This is a genomic window from Segniliparus sp. (assembly GCF_051660745.1).
Classification (GTDB): Bacteria; Actinomycetota; Actinomycetes; order Mycobacteriales; family Mycobacteriaceae; genus Segniliparus.
In genome coordinates this window covers 140,388-165,778 of sequence record NZ_JBOFQF010000003.1, presented here as the reverse complement: position 1 = coordinate 165,778, position 25,391 = coordinate 140,388, and the positions used below count along the sequence as shown (strand labels likewise).

The window sequence follows — 25,391 nt, the reverse complement described above, 5'->3', positions numbered from 1 at the left end:
CTCAGCCGTCGCCTTCGGCTTCCAACCCGACGCTGCGCAATAGCTTCGCGTCTCGTTTGCCGAGCGCTTCCGCTTTGGCCTGGGCTTTCACATTCGCGTACCAGCGCTCGACGAGTTTGCCCTGCAGGGCGAACATCTCGGCCTCTTCCTCCGGCTCGGCGTGGTCGTAGCCGAGGATGTGCAGCACGCCGTGCACGGTCAGGACGATGAGCTCGTGCTCCGTGCTGTGCCCGGCGGTCTGCGCCTGCTCCGCGGCGACCTCTGGGCAGAGCACGATGTCCCCGAGCAGGGTCTGCGCGACCTCGACCGCGTCCGGGCGCCCGTCCGGCTCCGCGTCGTCCATCGGAAAGGAGAGCACGTCCGTCGGCCCGGGGAGGTTCATCCACTGCTGGTGCAGATGCGTCATCGTGGTCGTGTCCACCAAGAGCATGGACAGCTCCGCGGCCGGGTTGACCCGCATCTGGTCGAGGGCGAACTGCGCCACGTGGATCAGCATGCCCTCTGGCGCGGCGGCGCCCGACTCGTTCGCCAACTCCACGCTCATCCGCGCGTCCCCTTCGTCCGTGTCTCTTTCGTCTGGGCGCGCGTCTGGGTCCGCTGCGACTCGGCTTCTGTCTCCGCCCGCTCGTACGCCTCGACGATCTGCGCGACCAACCGGTGGCGCACCACGTCGGCGTTCGTCAGGTTCACGATCGCGATGTCGTCGACCTCGCGCAAAAGGCTGGTCGCCTGCGCGAGCCCGCTGCGCCTGCCGTGCGGCAGGTCGCCTTGGGAGAGGTCGCCTGTGATCACCATCTTCGAGCCGAACCCGAGCCTGGTGAGGAACATCTTCATCTGCTCCGCGGTCGTGTTCTGGGCCTCGTCGAGGACGATGAAGCTGTCGTTGAGAGTGCGACCGCGCATGTACGCGAGCGGAAGCACCTCGATGACCTCGGTCTCAAGAAGCTTCGCGGCGGTCTCGGGCGCCATCATCTCCCGCAGCGCGTCGTAGAGGGGCCGCAGGTACGGGTCGATCTTCTGGTGCAGCGTCCCCGGCAGGAAGCCGAGGTGCTCGCCAGCCTCCACCACAGGACGGGTCAGGACGATGCGCCGCACCTGCTTGGACTCCAGCGCCTGCACCGCCTTGGCCATGGCCAAGTAGGTCTTCCCCGTGCCCGCGGGCCCGGAGCCGAACACGATGGTGTGCGCGTCGATGGCGGCGACATACTGCTTCTGGCCGAGCGTCTTTGGCCGGATCGTCTTGCCGCTGCGGGAGAAGACGCCGTGGCCGAGGACTTGGGCGGGCGACTCGTCGGTCACGGTCTCGATGCGCGCGACCTGGCGGACCGCATCGGGGGTGAGCGCGCCGCCCCGTTCGGCGAGCTCCACAAGCTCGCCGACCACGTTCTCCGCGCGGGCCACGTCGGCGGGCGCGCCGGTCAACGAGAGCACGTCGCCCCGGGCGTGGAAATCGACCGGCAGAATCTGCTCGAGGGCCCGGAGGTTCGCGTCCATCGACCCGAGCAAGACCAGCATGGTCTTCGGATCGACGTTGATCCTGCGGCGGACTGGCCTGGTTTCGCCCGTGCCGCTCGGTATGGCGGCCAATACGGGGCGAGCGGTCGCCGCCTCCCGGTGGGCTTCGCGGTGATCCCTGCTCACAGGGCTGCTCCGCTGCTGAGGTCGTCTTTCGTCTTGTGGATCGTGGTCTCCTGGTCACAGTGTCGAGGTGTACTGCAAGTCTACCGTCTGGGCCATGGATTAGCCAGTGGCTTCCCCCTCGGCAACGCCCAGGACAGGGGCGATGACGCAAGATCGCCGGGAACGCAGAATCATCGAGAGCAAAAGCGAAGCAGCAGCTCCTCGTTTCCGCGTTCGGGCACGTCTCGATCAGCGAGCCGGAATTCGTCTAGCCTGCCCGGGTGACTTCCCGCGCCCCGCTCTCCTTCCATTGGTTCCTCCCCACCTACGGCGATTCTCGCGGCCTCATCGCGGGCGGCCACGGCACCCACATGTCCGGCGACCGCCCCGCGACCCTGCGCTATCTCAAGCAGATCAGCCTGGCAGCGGAGGAGAACGGCTTCGAAGCGGTGCTCACGCCGACCGGCGCGTGGTGCGAGGACGCGTGGCTCACCACGGCGCTGCTGGTCGAGTCGACTGAAACGCTCAAGTTCCTCGTCGCATTCCGCCCCGGCCTGATCAGCCCGACCCTCGCCGCGCAGATGGCCGCCACCTACCAGTGGCACTCCGAGGGGCGGCTCCTGCTCAACGTCGTCACCGGGGGCGAGGCGCACGAGCAGCAGGCCTACGGCGACTTCCTGCCGAAAGCCGAGCGCTACGAGCGCTGCGCCGAATTCCTCGACGTGGTGCGCAGGCTCTGGACCTCCCACGAGCCGGTGAGCCTCGACGGCAAGCACATCCGCGTCTCCGAAGCGCTCCTCGCCCGCAGGCCCGACCCGGTCCCGCCGGTGTTCTTCGGCGGTTCCTCCCCCGAGGCGGGCGCGGTCGCCGCGGCGCACGCGGACACCTATCTCACGTGGGGCGAGCCGCTGGACGCAGTGCGCGAGAAAATCGACTGGATCCGCTCGCTCGCGGCCGGTCAAGGCCGCGAGCTGTCCTACGGCCTGCGCATCCACGTCATCTCGCGGGACACGAGCGAGCAGGCCTGGGCCGAGGCCGCCCGGCTGCTCGCGGGTGTTGACCCCGCCGACGTCGAGCGGGTGCAGCGCAATCTCTCCCGAAGCGAGTCCGAGGGCCAGCGGCGCATGCTCGCCCTGCACGGCGGCAGCGTCGACAACTTGGAGATCGCTCCGAACCTGTGGGCGGGGGTCGGCTTGGTCCGAGGCGGCGCGGGCACCGCGCTCGTCGGCTCGCACGCGGAAGTCGCCGACCGCATCGCGGAATACGCGGAGCTCGGGATCGACCACTTTATCCTCTCTGGCTATCCGCACGTCGAGGAGGCGTATTGGTTCGGCGAGGGCGTGCTGCCGATCCTCACGGCCCGTGGCCTGTGGCGGCGGCCGAGCGGCGGCCAGGACAGAGCGTCCGGGGCCACGGCTTTTGTCGGATCGAGAGGGTGATCAGCAGCTCATCGGGCTTTGATCACGCGGAGGTGCGGCGCCTTCCGGAGAACGTTATTCTGAAGACGTGTCCCAACCGGCGGCTTTCTTCGACCTCGACCGCACACTGATCGCGAAATCGAGTTCGCTCGCGTTCGGCCGCCCCTTCTACGAGCAGGGGCTCGTCGGACGAAGAGCGGTCCTCAAGAGCAGCTACGCGCAGTTCCTCTTCCAGCTCTCCGGAGCCGACCATCAGCAGATGGACCGGCTCCGCAAGCATCTCGCGGACATGTGCGCGGGGTGGGACGTCGCCGAGGTGAAGGCCGTGGTCGCCGAGACGTTGCGCGACATCGTCGAGCCCATGGTGTTCGCCGAGGCGACCGAGCTCATCGCCGCGCACAAAGCGCGGGGGCACCGAGTCGTCATCGTCTCCGCTTCCGGCCAGGAAGTGGTCGAGCCGATCGCGAAACTGCTGGGCGCGGACCACGCCATGGCGACGAAGATGTCCGTCCAAGAGGGCAAATACACCGGAGAGGTGGATTTCTACTGCTTCGGCGAGGGCAAGGTCGAGGCGATGGCGGCGTTGGCCGAGCAGGAGGACTTCGATCTCTCGACCAGCTACGCCTACGCGGACTCCATCACCGATCTGCCGATGTTGACCGCCGTCGGCAACCCGACCGCTGTCAACCCGGACCGGGCGTTGCGAAAGGCCGCAGGCAAGCGCGATTGGCCGGTCCTCTCCTTCTCCAACCCCGTGTCGCTCCGCGCCCGGATTCTTTCCCGCACCGCGCAGCAGCTGCCGAAGGGCCGTGCCGCGCTGATCTCGGCGGCGGGCTCCATCACTGCGGCCGCGGCCGGCACGCTCACCTATTTCTTCCTCACCCGCAAACGCGGCTAAAGAGCCGTCCTGCTCCGCATTCCACCGCGTCCCGCGCGTTCGGCGGGACGGTGAACATCGTTGTCGGCTTCCCCGCAAGCGTAGGCGGGGCTCAACAAGCCATAAGGGCGGTATAAAACTCTTGCCGCCAGGACTGCTCCCAAGGAATGCTCGTCGCGGGTGAGCTCGGCAGAACCACGAGCCCAGCAAGAACGCTGCACCCTCATCATTCGAGAAAAAGGGAAGAAGCCAAAATGATCACAGCACAATGGTCCGCTGTTGCGGCAGCAGCTATTTTTTCGGTCGTCGGGTTCGGGGTCAGCGTGTCTGACGCGACTCCGTCGACCCCGACCCCGGCTCCGCAGCCGGTCCAGCCGCGCGGCGTGCCGATGCCGGTGCCGAAGTTGAACGATCCGCACACCTTCTGCGGCCTCCAATGCGGATCAATTCCAGCTATTTTGGCGGAATACCGGAAAGGCGACCACACCAAGGCGTGCGAGGATTACAGGCGAGTGATCTCTGGCACCACCCATCAACACGAGCTGAACAGCGGCGAGGTCGGCGCTAAGGTGGGGGCCTTCTTCGGCGAACTCATTGCGGGATGCTAGCGGAGAGCCTGTGGGCGGCAGCGCTGAAAAGCTAAGGCGGCAGCGCTGAAAAGCTACGACCGAGAGCCTGGTGGGCATATGCCGCATATGCCCACCAGGCTCTCTTCACCGTGCCCGGCTCGTGCCCTTAGCCGCCCGTTCCTGCGGCAATCTGGAGCAAAACTCCGTCGAGGATGTCCTCTTCTCGCACCAGGAATTCTGTGACGCCCGCGCGCTCCTGCAGATAGAGGCCGACTTCCGCGAGTATCCAGGCGCCGCACGGGATCACCGGGGCGCGGCCCGCGTCCATCGGCCCGAGCGCAGTCCGCTCGGCCAGGGTCATCGAGCTGAGCAGACCCGCCGTCGTCACAAGCTGCGAGACCGGGACTCGCTCCCGAGAGAGCGGGCCAGGCTCCAAAGCTGTGTGGCCCAGCGCGACCGCCGCCACAGTGAGCGCGGTGCCCGCCACCGCGACCGCTGTGCGCGCCTCCGGCAAGCCTGCGATCTCGGTCTCTTCGAGAAAACTCTTGACATACGACCGTATGCGGTCGATTTCGGCCGCCGCAGGCGGATCAGAGCGCACGAAGCGCTCGGTGAGCCGCACACACCCCATGTCCAGCGACACAGTCGCGTCCACACCGGTCTCCGAGCCGACCGCAAACTCTGTCGAGCCGCCGCCGACGTCCACGACAACGTACGGGCCGGGGGCCGCCGAGGCTTCGGACGAAAATCCGCCGGTGGCGCCAGCGAAGCTCAGCGCGGCCTCCTCCTGCCCGCTGATCACCCGGACATCGGGCGCTGCGACCGCAGCGCCGAGGACGTCCCGCGCTCGGCCAAGGAACTCCTCGGCGTTCACGGCGTCGCGGGAGGCCGAGGTCGCCACCATCGCCGCCTCGACGACACCAGCATCCCGCATGAGCTGGGCGTAGTCCTCCAAAACCGCGATGGCGCGCGCCATCGGCTCTGGGGCGATACGGCCGGTCGTGTCCACCCCTGTGCCCAGTCCCACGATCCGAGTCTCCCGGCGCACGGCGCGAACGCCGCCGTTCCCGGCCTCGCCGATCAGAAGCCGAAGCGAGTTCGTCCCGCAGTCCACCGCTGCGAGGATCCGAGCCTCAGGCATTCACGGCCACCAACTGCTCCGCCAGCCCCGGCCAATCCGCAAGCTGCGGCCATCCGCTCGGCCACGAGCCTTTCTCGCGCTCCCCTGCCAAATGGCGGCCGAGCGCAACAGCCACGTCGCCGATGGGATTGAGCCCCGGCCCTTCCGCCAGCGACTGGGCGATCAGGGCGTGCAGGCACTTCACCCGGTCCGGCATACCGCCCGCGCTGAAGTCGCCTTCCAAATTCGCCACGCCCGCGATTTCGGCGGCCTCGTCGCGCTTGGCGAGAAACGCCTCGTGGGCGCGGCGGTACCCGGCCGCCAGTTCGGAGTCCTCGGCCAACGCCTTGGCAAGGACCGCCATCGTGCCGACCGACTCCATCCGGCCCGCCGCCGCGGTCAGCCTCGGATCGGTCAAGTAGTACAGCGTCGGGAACGGGGTGCCGTCCGGCAGGCGCGGACTGGTGAGCACGACTCCGGGGCTGCCGTCCGGGCATCGGAAAGCCACCTCCAGCACCCCGCGCGGCACACGTCCGAGCTGCTCCGCGATGGCAGAGAGGTCGTCGTCGGAAACCGTCACGGCGCCGCAGGGACGGCGATACTGTTCCACACCTGTCCGTACCAGGGGCCTTCTTTTTGGCGCTCCGGGGCCGAAGGCGCGGACTGCTGTTCGCCGTGCGACGGGAGCATCACCTGGACCGGAGTCTCCCCGGGGAAGACGTAGCCCATGCCCCTGGCCTCGATGACCTCGTTCGCGTTGGAGTCGCGACGAGCGCGCTGGTACCGCAACGAGTCGATGGCCGTCTGCTTCTGCTTCTCCTGCGCCGCCAGCTGGGCCATCTCGTGCTGCTGGGTGAGATACACCCGCAGCGGCCCGGCCAGGGTCAATGCCAGTCCGCAGACCACCAGCGCGAGCACAACCGCCCGGCGGGCGAACATCGCTTGGAACATGCGGCCTCTTCTCTCAGGCCTTCTCGAACCGGGGGAAGGCGAGCTCGCCCGCGTACCGGGCCGCGTCGCCGAGGCCCTCCTCGATACGGAGGAGCTGGTTGTACTTGGCGACACGCTCGCTGCGCGCCGGGGCGCCGGTCTTGATCTGGCCTGCCGAGGTCGCGACGGCGAGGTCCGCGATGGTGGTGTCCTCGGTCTCGCCGGAACGGTGGCTCATCATGGTCTTGTACCCGCTGGTCTGCGCAAGGGTGACCGCGTCGAAGGTCTCGGTGAGCGAGCCGATCTGGTTCACCTTCACCAACAGCGCGTTGGCCGCGCCCTTGATGATGCCCTCTTCGAGCCGCTCGGGGTTCGTGACGAACAGGTCGTCGCCGACGAGCTGCACCTTCGAGCCGATCCGCTCGGTCAGCGCGACCCAGCCGTCCCAGTCGTCCTCGGCGAGGGGGTCTTCGATGGACACGAGCGGGTAGTCCGCGAGCAGGCTCTCGTAGAATTCGCCGAGCTCGTCCGCCTGGCGGACTTTGCCCTCGAACTTGTAGCCCTCGCCCTTGACGAAGAACTCCGTCGCGGCGACGTCCAGCGCGAGCGCCACATCCGTGCCGAGCTTGAGGCCGGTCGAGCCGATAGCGGCGTCGATCAGGTCGAGCGCCTCGCGCGTGCCCGCCACCTGGGGCGCGAACCCGCCCTCGTCGCCGAGGCCGGTCGCGAGGCCGCGCTTCTTCAGCTCCGCCTTCAGCGCGTGGTACACCTCGGTGCCCCAGCGCAGCGCGTCTTTGAAGTTCGGGGCGCCGATCGGGGCGATCATGAACTCCTGCACGTCCACGCCGGTGTCGGCGTGCGCGCCGCCGTTCAAGATGTTGAGCAGCGGCACCGGGAGGACGTGCGCGGTCGGCCCGCCGAGGTAGCGGTACAACGGCAGTCCGACGGAGTTCGCCGCCGCTTTCGCCACCGCGAGAGAGACCCCGAGCACTGCGTTCGCGCCAAGCCGGGACTTCGCCGGGGTGCCGTCCGCGTCGATGAGCGCCTGGTCGACCAGGCGCTGGTCCTCCGCCTCGAAGCCCAGGACTGCCGGGCCGAGCTCGCGGATCACCGCTTCGACGGCTTTCTCCACGCCCTTGCCGCCGTAGCGCGAGCCGCCGTCGCGAAGCTCCACTGCCTCGTGCTCGCCGGTGGACGCTCCGGACGGGACTGCCGCGCGTCCCGCGCTGCCGTCTTCGAGCAGGACTTCGACCTCGACCGTCGGGTTGCCCCGAGAGTCAAGGATCTCCCGCGCGTGAACGTCCTCAATGCTCGCCATGGGCGGCCTCTCCTTCTTCAAGTCGCTGCGACAGCCCTGCTCGTCAGGGGCCGACGGCTCCTAGCCTAACCGCTGCGTCTCCCGCAGCCTTCCTCACACCGCCGATATCGCCGGGATCAGTGCGAGAAGTGCCGGACCTCGGTGAGGTACAGCGTCACGCCAGCCCGCTCCGCGGCCTCGGCGACCTCGCCGTCGCGCACCGAGCCGCCTGGGGCGACAATCGCCTTGACCCCGGCCTCCGCGAGGACTTCGAGCCCGTCCGGGAAGGGGAAGAAAGCGTCCGAGGCTCCGACCGACCCCCGCGCCCGGTCCCCCGCCCGCGCCACCGCGAGCCGAGCCGAGTCCACCCGGTTCACCTGGCCCATGCCGACCCCGACCGTGGCGAGCCCGTTGGCGAGGACGATCGCGTTGGACTTCACCGAACGGCAGGCGCGCCACGCGAACTGCAGGTCCGCGAGGGTCTCCGGATCGGCTGGGGCGCCCGTCGCGAGCCGCCACGCCGACGTGGCGTCGCCCGGCGCTTTGAGCGCGTCGAACTCCTGCAGGAGCGCGCCTCCGGGGATCGGCCTGAGCTGCCAGCCCGGCTTGGGGGCTTCGGGGACGACGATGAGCCGGATGCTCGGCTTGCGGGACAGGATTTCCTTCGCCGCCTCGGTGAAGCCCGGCGCGGCCACCACTTCTGTGAACACCTCGGCGATCTGGGCCGCGAGCGCCTCGTCCACTTCGCGGTTGACCGCGATCACACCGCCGAACGCGCTCACCGGGTCGCAGGCGTGCGCTTTGCGGTGCGCCTCGGCGACAGTCTCGCCCACCGCGATCCCGCACGGGTTCGCGTGTTTGATGATCGCGACGGCCGGGCCCTCGTGCTCCCCCGCCGCGCGCAACGCGGCTTCGGCGTCGGTGTAGTTGTTGTAGCTCATTTGCTTGCCGTGCAGCTGCTCCGCCTGCGCCAGCCCGACGCGCGCGGTCGCGTTGACATACAGCGCGGCGCGCTGGTGCGGGTTCTCCCCGTACCGCAGCACGTCTGCCCGGCGCAGCGTCAGGCTCGCCCACGCAGGCGGCTCGTCGCCCGACTCTTGCGCCGAGAACCAGTTGGCGATCGCGGAGTCGTATTCGGCCGTGTGCCGGAAAGCCTTGGCCGCGAGCTCGCGGCGGCGCTGCGCGGTGAAGCCGCCTTCGTCGACCTCGGCCAATGTCTCCTGGTACAGGTCCGGGTCGACCACAATGGCCACGCTGGCGTGGTTCTTCGCGGCGGCCCGCACCATCGAGGGGCCGCCGATGTCGATCTGCTCCACGCACTCCTCGAACCCGGCGCCGGAGGCCACCGTCGCCGAGAACGGGTACAGGTTCACCACGACCAAGTCGAACGGCTCGATCCCGAGCTCCGCCAACTGCCGCACATGCGACTCGAGCCGGGTGTCGGCGAGCACGCCTGCGTGCACCTTCGGGTGCAGGGTCTTGACCCGCCCGTCGAGGACCTCGGGGAACCCGGTGAGCTCTTCCACCCGCTGCACCGCGACACCGGACTCTTCGATGAGATTGGCGGTGGAGCCGGTCGCCACCAAAGCCACCCCGCGCTGGGCCAAGCCTGCCGCGAACTCGGCCAGCCCGCGTTTGTCCGACACGCTCACCAGCGCTCGGCGAATCCCACGCCGCTCATCGCTCGTCAACGATCCTGCTCCTTCCGATAGGGCGGCGCGACCGCGCCGGTGATGAGCCCCGCCACGGTTTGTGGCAGCAGCCGTCGTTCGACTTCTTTGATCCGCTCGTGCAACGTCTCTTCGGTGTCCTGGGCCAGGATCGGCACCGGCTCTTGGGCGAGGACCGGCCCGGTGTCCACGCCGTAATCGATCAAGTGGATGGTCGTCCCGGTCACCCGCACCCCGTAGGCGAGGGCGTCCCGCACCGCGTGCGCGCCGGGGAACGACGGCAGCAGCGCGGGGTGGGAGTTCACGATCCGGTTCGGGAAACGGTCGACAAAGCTCCTCGCGAGCACCCGCATGAACCCTGCGCACACCACAACGTCCGGCTCCGTCGAAGCCACCGCCCGAGTGAGCGCCTCGTCCCAGGAGGCCCGATCCGACCACGCGCCGGGGTCAACGCGTTGCGTCGCGACGCCCGCGTCGTGCGCGATGGACTCGGCCAAACACTCCCGGTCCACCACGAGGCCGACCACGTGGCCTGGGTAGTTCTCAGCGGAGGCGGCGTGGAGAAACGCCTTGAAGAGGCTGCCGGTTCCTGAGGCGAGGACAGCGATACGCGCTGACCGAGGAGGCTCGGAACCGTTGTGAATCACCAGCAGAGCCTACTCGGCGCGCGGCGCGCCACCTGCTTCGGGCCTTGTTTCCTCAGGCTCTGCGGCTTCCTCGGGCTCTGCGGTTTCGGGCTCCGAAGCCGTGCCCCCGGCCTCCGCTGCTTCCGTCGAGGCATCAGCCGCCTCGTCCTCTTCGGCCGAGTCCTCCCACGAGTCTTTGTCCCGCGCAGGAGAGATGACGACGACGGGCTCGGGCTTGTCGCGCAGCGCCGCAGGGGCGGTGGTAGCGACGGCGACCACGATCGCGGGCACTGCGAGGAGGACGAATGCCGCGATCCCGACGAGCGGCAGGCTCACCGACCATCGGCCGATCACGCCCACTTTCCCGCACATCGTGGCAGAGCCGACGAGGACGATCGCCGAGGCGAGCGCCGCAGACGTGGCGGAGGCGCGCACCGAGGCGGCGACGGAACCGGCCGCCCTCGCGCATTCGGAGCCGAGCCATGCCCCGACCAGCGCGGGGATCGCGAGCGCCGCGAAGGCGGCATTCCCGAAATGCCAGGGGACGAGCGGGGAGAAGACCGGCAGGAGCGGGAGCTGCCCTATATGGGCATGGGCGACGCCGACGGACGTGGCGCCCAGCCGCACCGTCGCGCCCAGGAGCACATCGATCCCGGACACCATGACGTTCGGGAAATAAAGGACGCTGATCACGAGGACTCCGACCAGCCCGATGGGGCCGGAGGCCGCGCCGAACCCCTCGGCGAGCCTGCCCCAGTGCGCGATCATGTTCAGAACCGCGAGTCCCCCGCCCGCGACGAACAGCCAGAGCGCCCCGCGAGCGCCGAGCGCCAACGCGGAAGGCCCCCATGCCGGAAGCGCCTGCGCGAAGCCCTCGCGCCGCGACCACAAGATTCCCGCTCCAGCGGCGACAAGGTGGATTCCCGTCACCCATGCCAGCGCGGGCGCGGGCGACGGCGAGTTGAGCGGGACGACCGTCGCGGCGTCTTTCGCCGTCGCGAGCAGAATCATAGTGATCACAAGCGGGCCGCCCATCGCGGCCGCGAGCACTTGCCGCAGTTCCCGATGCGTGGGCCGGGTGGAGGCCGCTTGCGCCGATATCCGGGCGACGACGACCATGACCAGGGCCGTTGGGGCGAGGGGCAGCGCGCCGAGAGCGATGTCGGCGATCGAGACCGGCACCTGGTGCACCGCGAGCCAGACCAGCGCGATCGCCCCGAAGGCCCCTTGCAAGTCGCTGTCGACGCTCACCAAGGTCACCAGCGAAAGGGCCGCGATGAGCCCGAGCAACACGCCGGACGGGGCGAAGGCGACGGTGAAGAGCGACCTGGGCTCTCGCGCGGTCCGCGACTCCGACCAGACCAACGCGTCCCTCAGCACGCTGAGCGCGTTCGGATTCGAGTTGAAATTTCGGACACGGGTCCTATTCGGCGTGACCTCGCCCTGTCGGGCCGAGGTCCGGGGAACCGTGCGAGCAACCATTTGCCCCAGTGTGGCAAACACTCCCCCGAAAACAGTTCAGGCTCGCCGCGAACGACGAGCCTGAACTACGAAGAGCTATTTCCTGGGAGATCAAACGGATGAGATGCAAGGCGCACCGAGCCGCCGTGTAGAAAGAGGCCTACATAAGGCGAGGAGCAACGAAGCAGATCGCCGTTTGAGCCACAGGAAATTTAGTGAGCGCGCGGCGGCTCCCCGAGACCGAGGTTGATCTGCGGCTGCGCCGGAGAAGCGGGCGGCTGGGCGCTCGCTCCCGCAGCGGGGATGCCGTACGGCGAGGCGGGCGCGGGCGGCGGAGTCGCAGGCGCCTGCGGAGCGGGGGCGGCCTGCGGCTGCGGAGCGGACGGAGCCTGCGGCGCGGGCGCGACCGGCTGCGCGTACGGGCTCGGCGCGGCGGCGTGCTGCTGTCCGTGCTGCTGCGCCTGGGCCGGAGCCTGCGCGTAGGACTGCTGCGGAGCGTGCTGCTGCGAGACAGGCTGCTCGTAGGACTGCGGGGCAATCGGCTGCTGCGGTCCCGCGTACGGGCTCGCCTGGGTCTGCGAAGGCGGGGTCTCCGTCTTCACGTCCCCCTCGTCGTCGCCCTTGTCGACGAACACGGTCGCAGCCGCGAGGCCCGCCTGGACCAGCGCCAGGACGAACACGACGATGAGGAGGATCCACGACGTGGACTCCAGCTTCGCGGGGTCCGTGCCGTAGCCGACAACAACGGCCACCACTCCGGCGACCGCGCCTGCGACGCTCAGCCCCGCCACAACGACCGAGCTCTTCGGCGCGGATTTCGCCGCGAGCCCGAAAGCGACAATCAACGCCGCCGACAGCTCGGCAACGGCCGTCGGGGCGACGATCTGCGGCCCCTCGACCCCGAGGAAAGCCAGGACCAGGAAGAGCAGTCCGATCAGCGATCCGAGGCCCAGCACGGAGAACCCGAAGATCTTGCCGAGGTCGGCAGGCTCCTTCGGCTGCGGCGGGAGGCCGTACGGGCCGGGCTGTCCGTAGCCGTATCCGCCCTGGGGACCCGGAGGAGGGCCGTACCCGGCCGGCGGCGTTCCGTATCCGCCCTGCGGCGGGGCTCCATAGCCTTGCTGTGGGTAGCTCATTGCGAATATCTCCCTCGTTCAAATCTCACATGCCCGGCATGGAACCGGCCAGTGCCACTGACGTTAGTACAACTCGAAAACAGACGCCACACTGGCATCAAAGATAATCAAGCCTTGCTGGTCAGGATTTCCCGAGCCAACGCGGCGGTGCCGGACGGGGTCTTGCCGACCTTCACGCCCACCGCCTCGAGCGCGACTTTCTTCGCCTCGGCGGTGCCCGCCGATCCGGAGACGATGGCTCCCGCGTGGCCCATGGTCTTGCCCTCGGGCGCGGTGAAGCCCGCGACGTAGGCGACGACCGGCTTGGTCACGTTCTCCTTGATGTACGCGGCCGCGCGCTCCTCGGCGTCGCCGCCGATCTCGCCGATCATGACGATGAGCTCGGTGGCCGGGTCCTCTTGGAACGCCTTGATCGAGTCGATGTGCGAGGTGCCGATGACCGGGTCGCCGCCGATGCCGATGGCCGTGGAGAAGCCGAAGTCGCGCAGCTCGTACATCATCTGGTACGTGAGCGTGCCGGACTTCGACACGAGGCCGATCGGGCCGGAGCCCGCGATGTTCGCCGGGGTGATGCCGACGAGCGACTCGCCCGGCGTGATGATCCCCGGGCAGTTCGGGCCGATGACCCTGGTCTTGGAGCCCTTGGCCTTGTTGTGCGCGAAGGCCGCGACGGTGTCGTGCACCGGCACGCCCTCAGTGATGATCACCAGGAGCGGGATCTCGGCGTCGATCGCCTCGATGATCGCGCCCTTGGTGAACGCGGGCGGGACGAAGATGATCGACACGTCCGCGCCGGTCTTCTCGATGGCCTCGGCGACCGTGCCGAACACCGGCAGCTCGACGTCGTTGCCGTCCTTGTCCTTGTGCGCGACCGTGGTGCCCGCCTTCTTGGCGTTCACGCCGCCGACCACCTGGCTGCCCGCTTCGAGCATCAGCGCGGTGTGCTTGGTGCCGACGGCTCCGGTGATGCCTTGGACGATGACCTTGGAGTCTTTGTTCAGGTAAATAGACATTCTTCTCTAGCCCCTTGTTTCCTTTACTCGCCTGCGGCCAACTCGGCGGCCTTGTCGGCGGCCTCGTCCATGGTGCCCACCTCGGTCACGAGCGGGTGCGCCCGCTCGGCGAGGATCTGCCTGCCAAGCTCGACGTTGTTGCCGTCGAGCCGGACCACGATGGGCTTGGTGGCCGCGTCGCCGATAACATCGAGCGCGCCGACGATGCCCTTGGCGACTTCGTCACAAGCGGTGATGCCGCCGAAGACGTTCACGAAGACGCTCTTGACCTGGTTGTCGCCCAAAATCACGTCCAGCCCCGCCGCCATGACCGAGGCCGAGGCGCCGCCGCCGATGTCGAGGAAGTTCGCGGGCTTCACGCCCTTGTGCTCCTCCCCCGCGTAGGCGACCACGTCGAGCGTGGACATCACCAGGCCCGCGCCGTTGCCGATGATGCCGACCTGGCCGTCGAGCTTGACGTAGTTGAGGTCGTTGGCCTTCGCCTTCGCCTCGAGCGGGTCCTGCTCGGCCACGGCGGCGAACTCCGCGTGGTCCGGGTGGCGGAACTCGGCGTTGCCGTCCAGCGTGACCTTGCCGTCCAGGGCCAGGATCTCGTCGTTCGGGGTGCGCGCGAGCGGGTTGACCTCGACGAGGGTCGTGTCCTCTTTGACGAAGACCTCCCACAGTTTGGCGATGGTCACCGCGGCCTTGTCCAAAACCGCCTCGGGGAGGCCGCCCGCCGCGGCGAGCTCGCGGGCCTTCGCCACGTCGACGCCTTCGTTGTAGTCGACCGGGATCTTCGCGACCTTCTCGGGAGTGGCGTGGGCCACTTCTTCGATCTCCATGCCGCCCGCAGAAGAGACGATCGCGATGAAGCCGCCGATGGAGCGGTCCAGAAGGAAGGAGAAGTAGTACTCCTCGGCGATGTCCGCGGCCTCCGCGATGAGCAGCCGCTTGACCACGTGCCCCTTGATGTCGAGGCCGAGGATGTTCTTCGCGTGCTCGTACGCGTCCTCAGGAGTGGCGGCGTATTTGACGCCGCCTGCTTTCCCTCGGCCCCCGACCTGCACCTGGGCCTTCACCATCACGGGCTTCCCGATCCGCTCGGCGATCTCCCTCGCCCCCTCGGGGGTGTCGGTGACCGCGCCTGGCGTGGTCGGCACGCCGTGCTTGAGGTACAGCTCCTTCGCCTGGTACTCGAAGAGATCCATGCTCACCGCCTATGTCTTTCGTTGATCTCTCTGATCTCGTCGCAAGGAGCCTAGCGACTGCCCCGAGAGCCGCGACGGCGCCCCTGCCGCCGCGACGAATGCCGCCGCCGCGACGAGGCACGCCCAAAACCCCGGACCAGGGGACGAGCCCGGCTGGTTGGCCGAGAGGAACGGATAGCCAGCGACGTACGCCACTAACGCGAGCGCCGCGCCCGCGCAGAGCGCGGGCCGCCTGCTGAGGCGAGACCTCGCGCCGACGACTGCCGCGGCGGCGACCACGAGCGCGAGAAGGAACTGCCCGAACGCCTGCGACGAGAACGGGACGTCCGGCAACCATGTGGAACAAAACCCTTGGCCGACGTACAGCGGCAGCAGCAGGCCCAACACCCCGAACACCCCGGCAGCCGCGCACAGGGCCGACGCCCGCCGGTCGAGCGGGCCCTCGCGGGGGTCCGCCTCCACTTCCCGCTCCGCCGCGCCGCGGGCCTTTCGCCCTTTTCGCTTGCCCTCTTTGTCTTTGCTGTTCTTGCTCCGCTCTGCGCTCGCGGCGAGCTCGCGCGCCCCATCCCATTCCTCGCGGTCGAAAACTCCGGCGACCACGCAGGCCAAGCCCGTGGCGCTCGCCAGCGCTATTGCCGCGACAAGCAGCCATGCGCCCCAGCCAAGCCCCAGCGTCGGCGCGGCAAGCCGCAGGAACGGGTCGGGGTCCACCGAGGCGTCGACCGCCGCCGAGGCGGTGCGCAGCGCCGAGAGCGCGGCGGGGATCGGAGCGGCCCAGAGCACCGAAAGCGCGGGGCGGAGCCGCCCGGCCGCCCTGGGAACCAGGAGCCCGGCCCCCGCCACGACCAGCAGCACGCCCGCCGCAATCGCCCAGCGCGCCGCCGGCACATCCGGCGCTGTCGCGGGCGCGTCTCCCAAAAGCACGCCCAACGCCGAGGCCGAACGGACTTCGAGCAGCGGGCCGGACCCGCCGAGGACCGCCGAAACCCCGGCGGCGAGGCCGAGGCCGCCCGCGACGCGGTGGGAAATGGAAAGCGCTGACATCGCTTCGACCGTACCGCTGCTCCGGCAGGGCCGGGAAGCGCGCCCCGAGGCCCAGGGCGGGCACAGCCAAGACTCAGATAATTCATAAGAAGTTTGTAAGAAGCCTCCAGAGAAGTTGCGCCGCCCCTGTGGGTTTGGATAGTCTCCTGTGGACAGAATCACGGAGTTATTACGACAAAGTGGCGACAACGGTCACGCTTCGTATGTCTGTTCAACACGAAGAACAGGCGCTCCCGCAGATTCCTAGATTGACGTTGACCTCAGGAGGAAATGAGCGGTGTTCATGCTGCCGCGTCGCGCGAAGCGCACGGAACAAACCGCTTACGCACCCTTCCGGATGGCCGACATCCCCGAGTGCTCCCCCCTCGGACAGCTCGCTGAGCAGCCGAGCGAAGAGTCGCGTCCCGCAGCGCACTGCGGCTCCTCCGCCGAGCGCCCCCTCTCCGTCGCCGATCTCGTCGCCAAGGTGCACGGCGGCGGACGAGAGCCCGAAGAAGCCTCGCGGCCGGACCCTTCTCGGACCGCGCACCGCGCCAGATCCCTCCGCGCCACCCCGGTGGGCATCGGAGCCGTCATCGTCGGGGCCTCGTTCGCCGGAGCATGCGGACTTGAGTCCGCCAAATCGGGCAACACCGCGCAGAACTCCGTGACGACCCAGCTCACGGGGGCCTCGAACAGCCAGCCCGTCGGCGAGACGGGCGCGGACGACCAGGCCGCCGTCATCCCCCACGCCGATTTCTCCGGCTACCTCGACCAGCTCGCGACCGGCGCCGAGTTCTCCCACGAGCGCGAGCAGCAGGAGGCCGCGCACCTGCGCCCCCTGTACACTCCCCCCGCTTTCGGCACCTTCACCTCCGGTTTCGGCTACCGCTGGGGCAGCTTGCACGCGGGAGCCGACATCGCGGGCGCGTACGGCAGCCCGATCGTCGCGGTCGCGGACGGCACGGTCGTCGAGGCAGGCCCCGCCTCTGGGTTCGGGCAGTGGATCCGCATCCAGCACGAAGACGGCACGATCAGCGTCTACGGCCACATCAGCGCGATCTATGTGCGCGCGGGCCAGAAGGTCCTCGCGGGCGACCGGATCGCGGGCATGGGCAATCTCGGCTTCTCCACCGGCACCCACCTGCACCTTGAGATCTGGCTCAACGGCAAAGACAAGGTCGACCCGGTGCGCTGGCTCGCCGCGCGCGGCGTGAAGTTCGACGGCACGCCGTACGTCGCGGGCTCCCCCGCCAGCAAGCAGTAGGCTCCCGCCTGGCGGACGACCCGCCGATCGCCGCTCCGCGCTTGGTCACGATATTCTCACATTTTAGAAATCCGCGCTAAGGGTTTCTTTAGTTGTTTAATCCGTGGGCGCGCTAATAATTCCCGGTCGCGAGACGGCCTCGAACTCTATTTATATCCTTGAGGATATAGAAGACGTCCGTAAATAGTGTTATTTAATAGCACGAATTAAGCGCCACACGGGCGACGCCCTGTTTTCGATTCAGCAATTCCGCGATGTGCTTGTAATCATACGTCGCGCGTAATGATTGACATGGGTTAGTCCGCCATGTCTACTAAACGTGAGCAATTTCGACTATCCAATTCATACGGCACTCGTCGATATAAGAAAGGGCCGAAAAGCCTTGGTGCACATTGACTCGCAGAGCGTGGAGAACACAAGCCCTCTCCAATTCCTTTTCCAGCAGCTCGGCTGCGCAGAAGCCGATGCAGGCGGCAAAGTGACGATCCTCGGATCAGACCCGGTCGCTCCGTCGGTGCACCGGGTCGGCGACGCGAGCGCGGCGGCGCTGGCGGCCTTCGGCACCGAGGTGTCCGCGCTCTGGCGAGCGCGGGGCGGCGACGGCCAAGACGTGACCGTCTCTCTTGATTCGGCTGTTCGCCAGCTCACGGCAGTCTTCTTCACCAGCGTCAACGGGGTCAGCATCTTCCAGATCGCAGAAGACCCCAGTTTGTTCGAGAACACCGGTTTTTATCGTTCCGCCACAGGACGCTACTTCCATGTGGTGCTGACGTACCCGGCCTTGCGCGATATCGCCTGCGACCTGCTCGACTGCCCGCAAAGCAAGAAACGTATCGCCGACGCGATCGCTCGATGGGACCCTTTCGAGCTCGAGGAGGCCATTTGTTCGCGCGGCGGCTCTGCCGCAGCTGTGCGCACGAAAGAGGAATGGCGCGCGCACCCGCAAGGGAAACTGCTCGCGGACAGCCCGCTGATCCATATCGAGAAGATTGGCGACAGCGCCCCGGAGCCGTTCCCCGATATCGACCTGGCCACTGCCGCAGGCCCGCTCGCAGGCCTGCGAGTGCTGGACAACACGCATGTCATCGCCGGCCCTGTCGCGGCTCGGATGTTCGCGGAACTCGGCGCAGATGTTTTGCATATATCCGCTCCCGGACACCCGGATTCCAACAGCATGATTATCGACACCGGCATTGGCAAACGCGCCGCTTTCTGCAATTTGCTCGAAGCCGCGCAGGCTCGTCAATTCTGGCAAGTGCTCGCTGGGGCCGATATCTACGTCAACAGCTATTTGAACCTGGACGCCAAAGGTTTTGGCCCGCTCGCGCTTGTCGAGCGCCGTCCAGGACTGGTGGTGCTGGACTACAACAGCTGGGGGACGACAGGCCCTTGGTCTCAGCGAGGCGGCTTCGACCAACCGGTCTGCGCGGCAACCGGGATCGCCGTCGAGGCTGGATCGTTCGATGGGCCGAAGCTGCCGCCGACCCATTTGTTGAACGACTACTTGGCCAGCTTCCTTGGCGCTGCTGGCGCAATAGAAGCGCTGCGTCGCCGAGAGCGTGAGGGCGGCAGCTACCGCGTGCATATCGATCTTGCTCGGATCAGCATGTGGATCCAGGACCTTGGGCTGTTCCCAAGGGACGAGGTGAGCCATCTGCCGCTCCCGCGCCTTGGGGGCCACATCGACGGTCTCGCCAGTGTCGACGGGCCGTGGGGCGCCATTTCTTATCTTCCGACCCAGATCTCGTACTCGACGCTGGCTCCTCGTCTGACACGCTCGTCGGAGCCGCTAGGCGCATCACCGCTCGCCTGGTGGTAGGCAGCGGCGGCTTCGGCCGACGACAGAATTTGCTGAGCCCGCTCGACAAGAGCGGGCTCAGCAAGTTTATTGAACGCGCTCGATAAGAGCGGCGAACTGCTCGCGCACCGCGTCGGCCAGCTGCTCCCCCGAGCCCACGGTCGAAACGAAGAGCTCCGCGCTGAATTGCCCGTCGAACGAGCTGAGGATGTAGAAGTCGGAAGGAGCCTTGACCTCTGGGTCGGGCTGCACTCCTGGCCATTTGGACAACCGTCCCCGGAAATCGACGATCCGCAGGCCCTCTGGCACCGCAAGGTCGGGCACCCTGCCCCAGTTCGTGCTTCCAGTCGCATGACGGAAAACAGGCAGTTTCTTCCCTGCGAGCACTTCGTCGACCATATTCAGCACCGACTTCTGAATCGCACCGGAGTCGAGGTCCTCTGCCAGGGCGCGGTTCACCTCGCGGGCGAGCTCCACGGCGTCCGTCTGCGGGGTGATCTCCGCGACGAACGCCATCATGCCCTGGATCACGGTGCCCTCCACCATAGAGATCGGCGGCTCCACCCGAGTGCGAAGGTCGATGGCGAACTGGTAGGGCACTGCCACGACCGGTTCTCCGACGACCTGCGCCCTCGCGAGCAAAAATGCGGCCGAGGCCAGGCCGTTGAGAGTCAGCCCTTCCTTGTGCCCCAGCAAGACCAACGATTCCGTTTCCGCCTTGCTCAACCGCACCCTCGCAGAGGACAACTGAGCCGGGACCTCGTGCTCCGCCGCAGCCACCAGCTGCGCCGCGTGCGCCGCATACCGCTTGAACGCGACCGGTTGGATCCGCTCGATCCCCCGCGCCGCGAAGTGGTGCTCCATCGACATCGGCGCCGGGTGCGGCGCAGGCGTTGTGCTTCCGGTCGTGACGATGTTTGTGTAGTGCGACCAGAGTTCGGCGAGCAGCACCAACCCGTGCCGTCCGTCCGCCACGGCATGGTGGGCCTGCAAACAGACGCGCGCCGCCGCCCCCTGGACCACCACGTCCAGACCCGACAGCTCGTACGTCTGGTCCAACTCGGTGAAACCTTCGTCGAGATCGTCGGGGTCGCCGTGATACACCCTCGTCCGAGCCGGGGCGGCCCCGCTTCGGGCCTGCACAAACTCCCAGCCGCCGTCCTCAGTCCGGAGCAATCCGCCGCCCAACGCCGGATGGGCCAGGAGCAGGGCCTCGAACGCGCCGGAAAGCGCGTCGAGGTCCAACGCGCCTTCGCACCAGAGCGTGTACCGGACATGTTGTGCCCGGAACGCGAACAACTCCTCAGACGGGGCCAACCGCCTACTCGGCAATACTGTTCCAGCTGTCATCGCTGACCGCCTCTCATGTCAGTTTTTCAATCTTCCTGCTGGGCTTTGGGAGTGACGCGGATAGTCGCCGCGATGACGGCCCCGACCAGGATCAGCACCCCTGTGTACGCCACCAGGCCAGTCCAACCGGCATAGCCGAACACCCGGCTGCCGAGGAATCCCGCGACTGCGCTCGCCCCGTAGAACGAAACCGAGTACAACGTGGCCGCCTGCGCCCGCCCCTCTTTCGCGATCATCGCAATGAGGCCGGTGAGGCACGTGTGCCCGGCGAAGCCTCCCGCGATCACGAACACGGTGCCGAGCACGATCAGCCACACCGACGGCGTGGCGAGCAGCACGACGCCGACGAGCATGATGGCGATCGCGAACGCAAGCGTGCGCTTCGGACCGATCTTTCCCGCTATCGTTCCCGCTTTCGGCGAAGCCACCACGCCTACCAGGTTCGCCAGGAAGAAAAAGCTGTAGACGCCCGGACGAATGTTGAACGGGGCGCCTTCGATATGGAACGCGAGCCCGTTGTACATCGAGACGTACGCGCCCATGACACAGAAAACGATGAGGTAGATGGCCAGAAGGCTCGGATTGGCGAGATGCGACCCGAACAGCCGGGCCGAGCCGAGATAGGAGGCCGTCGTGGGTTTGAAGGACTTGGAATGCGGCAGCGTCAGGACGAAAGCCGCTGTGAACACGAGCGTCAACAGTGTCGCCGCGCCCATCGCCCAACGCCACGAGCCGGTGCCCGCGGCGACCCATACCGGCAGCATCCGCCCGAGCACCCCGCCCAGCGCGGTGCCCGCCGCGAATCTCCCCACAGCAGGCATGACAGCTGCGGGCTCGAATTCTTCACTGATGTACGCGAGGGCGACAGCAGGCACTCCCGCGAGAAGGAAACCCTGCGCCGCCTTGAGCGCGATGAGGTCGACGAACGAGTGGCAGAACGGTATGAACACGCCGACCAGCGCTGAGAGCACGGCGGAGGCGAGCATGACGTTGCGCCTCCCCTTGCGCTCGGAGAGCAGGCTCGCCGGAATCATCCCTGCCGCGAGCCCAGCGGTCGCGACGAGCACCGTGAGCTGGCTGTCTCCGCTGGAGACCCGCAATGCCGCCGCGATCTGCGGGAGAACGCCCTGCGTGCAGTACAGCTCGCTGAACGAGGCCGCAGATATCAGGGATAGCCCGGCGGTCGCGCGCCGGAACTCGCGCGATTTCATCTGGATTTTCACGCTCGCAACCGCTTGCTCCTGCGCGGGCACAACCATGCGACCACTCACCTTTGCTCTTTCATCCGTGAACCTCCACATTCGCCGCCCGCAGGCCTCGTCACTCGGCCGCAGGCTCTTCGGCGAGCACGTACGCCAACGGGATGCCCCCGTCGACCCGGTCGCCGACCCGCACGGTCAATCCGCTCACATACCCTTCGCACGACGCTTTCAGCTCGTACTCCATCTTCATCGCCTCAAGCGCGAGCAGGGCCTGGCCGGCGTCGACTTTGTCGCCGTTCTTCGCGAACACAGCGGTGATCGTGCCCGGGATCTCCGATTTGACGACCGAGCCGCTCTCGCCGAAGCCCGATCCGCCGCTGGAGGGGACTCTGACGTGTCGGCGCACCTTGTAGTAGTAGCCGTCGATCGACACGTCGAAGCTGTCTTCCATCTCGAACAGCTTCACCACGTGGTTCTCGATGCTCGCCCCGCCATAAGGCTCGCCGTGCCGGATGCCGAAGGCATAGTCCCGGTCATCGTCGATCGTGACGACCAGCTGGGCCTTATGCTCCTCCCTCGCTCGCACTCGCACCGGGTCCGACCCGTTCACGGTGAGCTCGAACTCGCCGAGGTTCAGCACATCGCTGTTGGGCTCGCTGATCCTGCCGCTCCCCGGGGACAACGGGTAGTGCTTGCGGTAGCGCTCGACGAGAATGCGGAGCGCCGCAGAGGCCGCGGCGATTTGGCGGCGTTTCGTGATGAGCTCGCCCGTGAGGCGCTCCTTCTGGAAGGCGTCGACGAACCCCGTCGTGGCCTCGCCCATCTGGAACTCCCGCGAAGTCAGCAGCTGGACCAGGAAGCCGAGGTTCGTGATCGATCCGTGCAGCGTCGTGGAGTTCAACGCGACGACCAGTTTCTGGATCGCCTCGCGGCGCGAGCGGCCCGAGCTGATCAGCTTCGCGATCATCGGGTCGAACGAGGTGCTCACCGAGCCGGGCTGGAAGTACGCGGAGTCGACTCGCACCGACGAGAGCGGCCACACGACGCGGTGGAGCACCCCTGGGGACGGACGGAAGTTGTTCTCGCTGTCCTCCGCGTAGACGCGCGCCTCGATAGCGTGCCCGGACACCGTGATCTCCTCTTGCGCGAACGGGAGCTTCCCGTCCTGCAGGATGTCGATCTGCAACCCGACCAGGTCGACGCCGGTGACTTCCTCCGTCACCGGATGCTCGACCTGGATGCGGGTGTTCGCCTCGAGGAAGTAATGGTCGCCGCTCGCCCCGACCACGAACTCGAAGGTCCCAACGCCCCGATACCGGATAGCGCGGGCGCCTCTGACCGCGTCCTCGATGACGGCCTGGCGCGTCGCCTCGGGCAGGTTCGGAGCTGGAGCCTCCTCGATGACCTTCTGGTGGCGGCGCTGCACGCTGCATTCCCGCTCGAACAGATGGATGACCTCGCCATTCCCATCCCCGGCGACCTGGACCTCGATATGGCGGGGGGACTCGATGTAGCGTTCGACGATCAGCCGCCCGTCGCCGAAGGTGTTCGTCGCGACACGGATGGCGGACTCGCAGGCCGACCGGACCAGCTCGGGGTCGGGGTCGCGGATGACCTGCATCCCTTTCCCGCCGCCGCCCGCTGTCGGCTTCAAGATGACGGGGGTGCCGATCTCTTTGATCGTCTCGAAGAGCTCGTCGATGTTCTCGGTCGGCTCCGTCGAGCCCGGAGCCACGCTGACTCCGCGCTCGCGCATGATCCGCTTCGCGTTCGCTTTGTCGCCCATCTCGTCGATGGTGTCCGGGGCCGGGCCGATGAACACAAGTCCTGCCGCCTCGACCGCCCGAGCGAACGACGGGCTCTCCGACAAGAAGCCGTAGCCCGGATGGATGGCGTCCGCCCCAGCGCTCCGAGCCGCCTCGATGATGGCCGGAATGTTCAGGTAGTTCGCCTCCAGGGGCCCGGCGGGCAGGCGGACCGCCGAATCGGCGAAGGTGATGTGCTCGCTCGTGGCGTCGTCGGGCGAGAAGACCGCGACCACGGGGATGCCCCGCGTTTTACAGGTCCGAGCGATGCGGATGGCGATTTCACCGCGGTTGGCGATAAGTATGCGTTTGATCATTTCTCTCACATCCTGAAGATTCCGAAGTTGGGTTTTTCGGCCGGAACCAAAGTCGCGAGCTGCAAAGCGGTGGTCAACCAATCCCTGGTCTCCTCCGGCAGCACGATGTCGTCGACCATAAGCAGCGAGGCGAGCTTCTTCGCGCTGCCCACCTCGTTGAGCGCCTCTTCGATCGGACGCTTCAGCTGCGCCAGCTCCTCCTCGGTGGGAGCGGGGTTCCCCGAGGCGAGCACCTGCTTGGTGTACATCATGGCCATCACGGCCCCGCCCTGCTCCGCGCCGACCGCGCCGCCCTTCACCGTAGGCCACGCGCCCATGACCAGAGGGTCGAGGAACCGTCCGCACATCGCAATATGCCCCGCCCCGTAGCTGTTGCCCAACATGAGGACGATCTTCGGCACGGAAGCGGTGCTGACGGCGGTGATCATCTTCGCGCCTTGTCGGGCAATGCCCGAAGCCTCGTACTTCTCTCCGATCATAAACCCGTTGATGTCGTGCAGATAGAGCAGCGGAATGCCCCGTTGAGAGCAGATTTCGATGAAGTTCGCGCCCTTGGCGGCGCTGTCCTCGTACAGGATTCCGTTGTTCGCGAGGATGCCGACGGGATAGCCCGAGATCCGGGCCGTGGCGCAGATGAGCGACGTTCCGTACTGGGCTTTGTATTCGACGATCTGGCTGTCGTCGACGATACGGGCCAAGATATCGAACATGTCCATCTGCTTGCGCGTCGGGTTCACCGGGATCAGATACGGCAGATCGTTGATGTCGTAGCGCGGCTGCCTCGGCGCGAACGGCGGAGCCTCGGGGCTGCGTTTCGCCACGTTGCGGTCCAGGATCGCCCGCACCGTGAGCAACGAGTCCTCCTCCGTCGCTCCGACATGGTCGACGACGCCGCTCTGTTTCGCGTGCAGCGCCGCGCCGCCGAGGGTTTCCGCGTCGACGGCGATCCCGGTCGCCGCTTCGACGAGCTCGGGGCCGCCGAGGAAGATCGTCCCGAGCTTGTCCGTGATGACGGTTTCATCGCACATGGCGGGGATATAAGCGCCAGCGGCGGTGCACGACCCCAGCACGGCGCCGATCTGCGGCAGCTGGAGCGCCGACATCTGGGCAATGTTCCGGAAGACCGCGCCGAGGGTCTGCGGGAACACGCCGTCTTGCATCTGGACGTTCACCCCGCCCGAGTCCACGAGGTACACGGACGGTATCCCCAGTTCCCTCGCGAGCTCCTGCACACGCCGCGTCTTGTCGACGGTCAGCGGATAGTACGTCCCGCCTTTGACCGTGGCGTCGTTCGCGTAGATGGCCACGAGCGAGCCGTTGACGTAGCCGATGCCCGTGACGATGGCGGCAGACGGGATGGGCGGGTCGTAAACGCCCTCTCCGACGATCTGGCCGATCTCGAAGAACGGCGTCGCCGGATCCAGAAGCTTCTGGATCCGCTCTCTCACCAGAAACTTCCCCCTGGCTTTGTGCCGCTCTTTAGAGCGCTCGCTCCCGCCCGAGATCGCATGATCGCGCCACTCGGCGAGCCGCTTCTTGAGATCTTGCTGATGCGCATAGTTCTCTTGCGACGATTTCGCATGGAAATCAACGGGCGAACCAATACCGACCACGCCTCGACGACCTTTCGATGAGTGCTTAACAATAGCGATTCATTATGAACAAAATGTGAATGGCACATATGAGAACTGACGAGAAACCC

General features: G+C 67.2%; 22 protein-coding genes. 5 read left to right on the top strand and 17 right to left on the bottom strand.

Features of this window, described 5'->3' with window-relative positions:
- Window position 1 precedes the first annotated feature (1 nt).
- On the bottom strand, window positions 2-544 hold the full coding sequence (ybeY, locus tag ACRC20_RS01160; RefSeq protein WP_438684482.1) for an rRNA maturation RNase YbeY: 543 nt from the start codon (window positions 542-544) through the stop codon (window positions 2-4).
- Window positions 541-1,641, bottom strand: a complete 1,101-nt coding sequence (locus tag ACRC20_RS01155) for a PhoH family protein (RefSeq protein WP_438684481.1) — start codon at window positions 1,639-1,641, stop codon at window positions 541-543. Before ACRC20_RS01155 ends, ybeY begins: the two co-directional genes overlap by 4 nt.
- A gap of 260 nt (window positions 1,642-1,901) precedes the next feature.
- Between ACRC20_RS01155 and ACRC20_RS01150 the strand changes: the two genes are divergently transcribed.
- The 3 genes from ACRC20_RS01150 (at window position 1,902) to ACRC20_RS01140 (ending at window position 4,523) form a co-directional block, all read left to right on the top strand.
- Entirely contained in the window at window positions 1,902-3,059 is a 1,158-nt protein-coding gene (locus ACRC20_RS01150) for an LLM class flavin-dependent oxidoreductase (protein ID WP_438684480.1), read from the top strand.
- 67 nt (window positions 3,060-3,126) lie between these two features.
- A complete protein-coding gene (locus tag ACRC20_RS01145) occupies window positions 3,127-3,936 on the top strand; it encodes an HAD family hydrolase (protein ID WP_438684479.1) in 810 nt (269 codons plus the stop codon).
- A gap of 233 nt (window positions 3,937-4,169) precedes the next feature.
- Window positions 4,170-4,523 carry a hypothetical protein gene (locus tag ACRC20_RS01140; RefSeq protein ID WP_438684478.1) on the top strand — a complete coding sequence of 118 codons (354 nt, stop codon included), beginning with the start codon at window positions 4,170-4,172 and terminating at the stop codon, window positions 4,521-4,523.
- Between the two features lie 127 nt (window positions 4,524-4,650).
- Here the strand turns inward: ACRC20_RS01140 and ACRC20_RS01135 are convergent, their stop codons facing one another.
- The 11 genes from ACRC20_RS01135 to ACRC20_RS01085 form a co-directional block, all read right to left on the bottom strand.
- On the bottom strand, window positions 4,651-5,625 hold the full coding sequence (locus tag ACRC20_RS01135; RefSeq protein WP_438684477.1) for a Ppx/GppA phosphatase family protein: 975 nt from the start codon (window positions 5,623-5,625) through the stop codon (window positions 4,651-4,653).
- Window positions 5,618-6,184 carry a DUF501 domain-containing protein gene (locus ACRC20_RS01130; protein ID WP_438684476.1) on the bottom strand — a complete coding sequence of 189 codons (567 nt, stop codon included), beginning with the start codon at window positions 6,182-6,184 and terminating at the stop codon, window positions 5,618-5,620. Before ACRC20_RS01130 ends, ACRC20_RS01135 begins: the two co-directional genes overlap by 8 nt.
- Window positions 6,181-6,555 carry an FtsB family cell division protein gene (locus tag ACRC20_RS01125; RefSeq protein ID WP_438684475.1) on the bottom strand — a complete coding sequence of 125 codons (375 nt, stop codon included), beginning with the start codon at window positions 6,553-6,555 and terminating at the stop codon, window positions 6,181-6,183. Before ACRC20_RS01125 ends, ACRC20_RS01130 begins: the two co-directional genes overlap by 4 nt.
- Before the next feature lie 13 nt (window positions 6,556-6,568).
- Entirely contained in the window at window positions 6,569-7,852 is a 1,284-nt protein-coding gene (gene eno / locus ACRC20_RS01120; protein WP_438684474.1) for a phosphopyruvate hydratase, read from the bottom strand.
- Window positions 7,853-7,968: 116 nt separating this feature from the next.
- The gene (gene purH / locus ACRC20_RS01115; protein ID WP_438684473.1) at window positions 7,969-9,522 is read right to left on the bottom strand and encodes a bifunctional phosphoribosylaminoimidazolecarboxamide formyltransferase/IMP cyclohydrolase; all 1,554 of its coding nucleotides are present in this window, start codon (window positions 9,520-9,522) and stop codon (window positions 7,969-7,971) included.
- The gene (gene purN / locus ACRC20_RS01110; RefSeq protein ID WP_438684472.1) at window positions 9,519-10,148 is read right to left on the bottom strand and encodes a phosphoribosylglycinamide formyltransferase; all 630 of its coding nucleotides are present in this window, start codon (window positions 10,146-10,148) and stop codon (window positions 9,519-9,521) included. The genes purH and purN overlap by 4 nt, the downstream gene beginning before the upstream one ends.
- A 9-nt stretch (window positions 10,149-10,157) precedes the next feature.
- Window positions 10,158-11,609: a cell division protein PerM gene (locus ACRC20_RS01105; RefSeq protein ID WP_438684471.1), complete on the bottom strand. Its 1,452-nt coding sequence runs from the start codon at window positions 11,607-11,609 to the stop codon at window positions 10,158-10,160.
- Between the two features lie 191 nt (window positions 11,610-11,800).
- The gene (locus ACRC20_RS01100) at window positions 11,801-12,724 is read right to left on the bottom strand and encodes a hypothetical protein (RefSeq protein ID WP_438684470.1); all 924 of its coding nucleotides are present in this window, start codon (window positions 12,722-12,724) and stop codon (window positions 11,801-11,803) included.
- 107 nt (window positions 12,725-12,831) lie between these two features.
- Window positions 12,832-13,737 carry a succinate--CoA ligase subunit alpha gene (gene sucD / locus ACRC20_RS01095; RefSeq protein ID WP_438684469.1) on the bottom strand — a complete coding sequence of 302 codons (906 nt, stop codon included), beginning with the start codon at window positions 13,735-13,737 and terminating at the stop codon, window positions 12,832-12,834.
- A gap of 23 nt (window positions 13,738-13,760) precedes the next feature.
- Window positions 13,761-14,927, bottom strand: a complete 1,167-nt coding sequence (gene sucC, locus ACRC20_RS01090) for an ADP-forming succinate--CoA ligase subunit beta (RefSeq protein ID WP_438684468.1) — start codon at window positions 14,925-14,927, stop codon at window positions 13,761-13,763.
- A gap of 9 nt (window positions 14,928-14,936) precedes the next feature.
- A complete protein-coding gene (locus ACRC20_RS01085) occupies window positions 14,937-15,971 on the bottom strand; it encodes a hypothetical protein (protein ID WP_438684467.1) in 1,035 nt (344 codons plus the stop codon).
- A 277-nt stretch (window positions 15,972-16,248) separates the two neighbouring features.
- On the opposite strand from ACRC20_RS01085, the gene ACRC20_RS01080 reads away from it, so the two are divergent.
- Together ACRC20_RS01080 and ACRC20_RS01075 are read left to right on the top strand one after the other, a co-directional pair.
- The gene (locus tag ACRC20_RS01080; protein WP_438684466.1) at window positions 16,249-17,217 is read left to right on the top strand and encodes a M23 family metallopeptidase; all 969 of its coding nucleotides are present in this window, start codon (window positions 16,249-16,251) and stop codon (window positions 17,215-17,217) included.
- Between the two features lie 406 nt (window positions 17,218-17,623).
- Window positions 17,624-19,036, top strand: a complete 1,413-nt coding sequence (locus ACRC20_RS01075) for a CoA transferase (RefSeq protein WP_438684465.1) — start codon at window positions 17,624-17,626, stop codon at window positions 19,034-19,036.
- Between the two features lie 66 nt (window positions 19,037-19,102).
- On the opposite strand, the gene ACRC20_RS01070 is transcribed toward ACRC20_RS01075, so the two are convergent.
- From ACRC20_RS01070 to ACRC20_RS01055, 4 genes are all read right to left on the bottom strand, one after another.
- On the bottom strand, window positions 19,103-20,332 hold the full coding sequence (locus ACRC20_RS01070; protein ID WP_438684464.1) for a phthiocerol/phthiodiolone dimycocerosyl transferase family protein: 1,230 nt from the start codon (window positions 20,330-20,332) through the stop codon (window positions 19,103-19,105).
- A 59-nt stretch (window positions 20,333-20,391) separates the two neighbouring features.
- On the bottom strand, window positions 20,392-21,624 hold the full coding sequence (locus ACRC20_RS01065) for an MFS transporter (RefSeq protein ID WP_438684463.1): 1,233 nt from the start codon (window positions 21,622-21,624) through the stop codon (window positions 20,392-20,394).
- Window positions 21,625-21,685: 61 nt separating this feature from the next.
- A complete protein-coding gene (locus ACRC20_RS01060) occupies window positions 21,686-23,689 on the bottom strand; it encodes an acetyl/propionyl/methylcrotonyl-CoA carboxylase subunit alpha (RefSeq protein WP_438684462.1) in 2,004 nt (667 codons plus the stop codon).
- A gap of 5 nt (window positions 23,690-23,694) precedes the next feature.
- Window positions 23,695-25,302: an acyl-CoA carboxylase subunit beta gene (locus ACRC20_RS01055; protein WP_438684461.1), complete on the bottom strand. Its 1,608-nt coding sequence runs from the start codon at window positions 25,300-25,302 to the stop codon at window positions 23,695-23,697.
- Window positions 25,303-25,391: the final 89 nt, after the last annotated feature.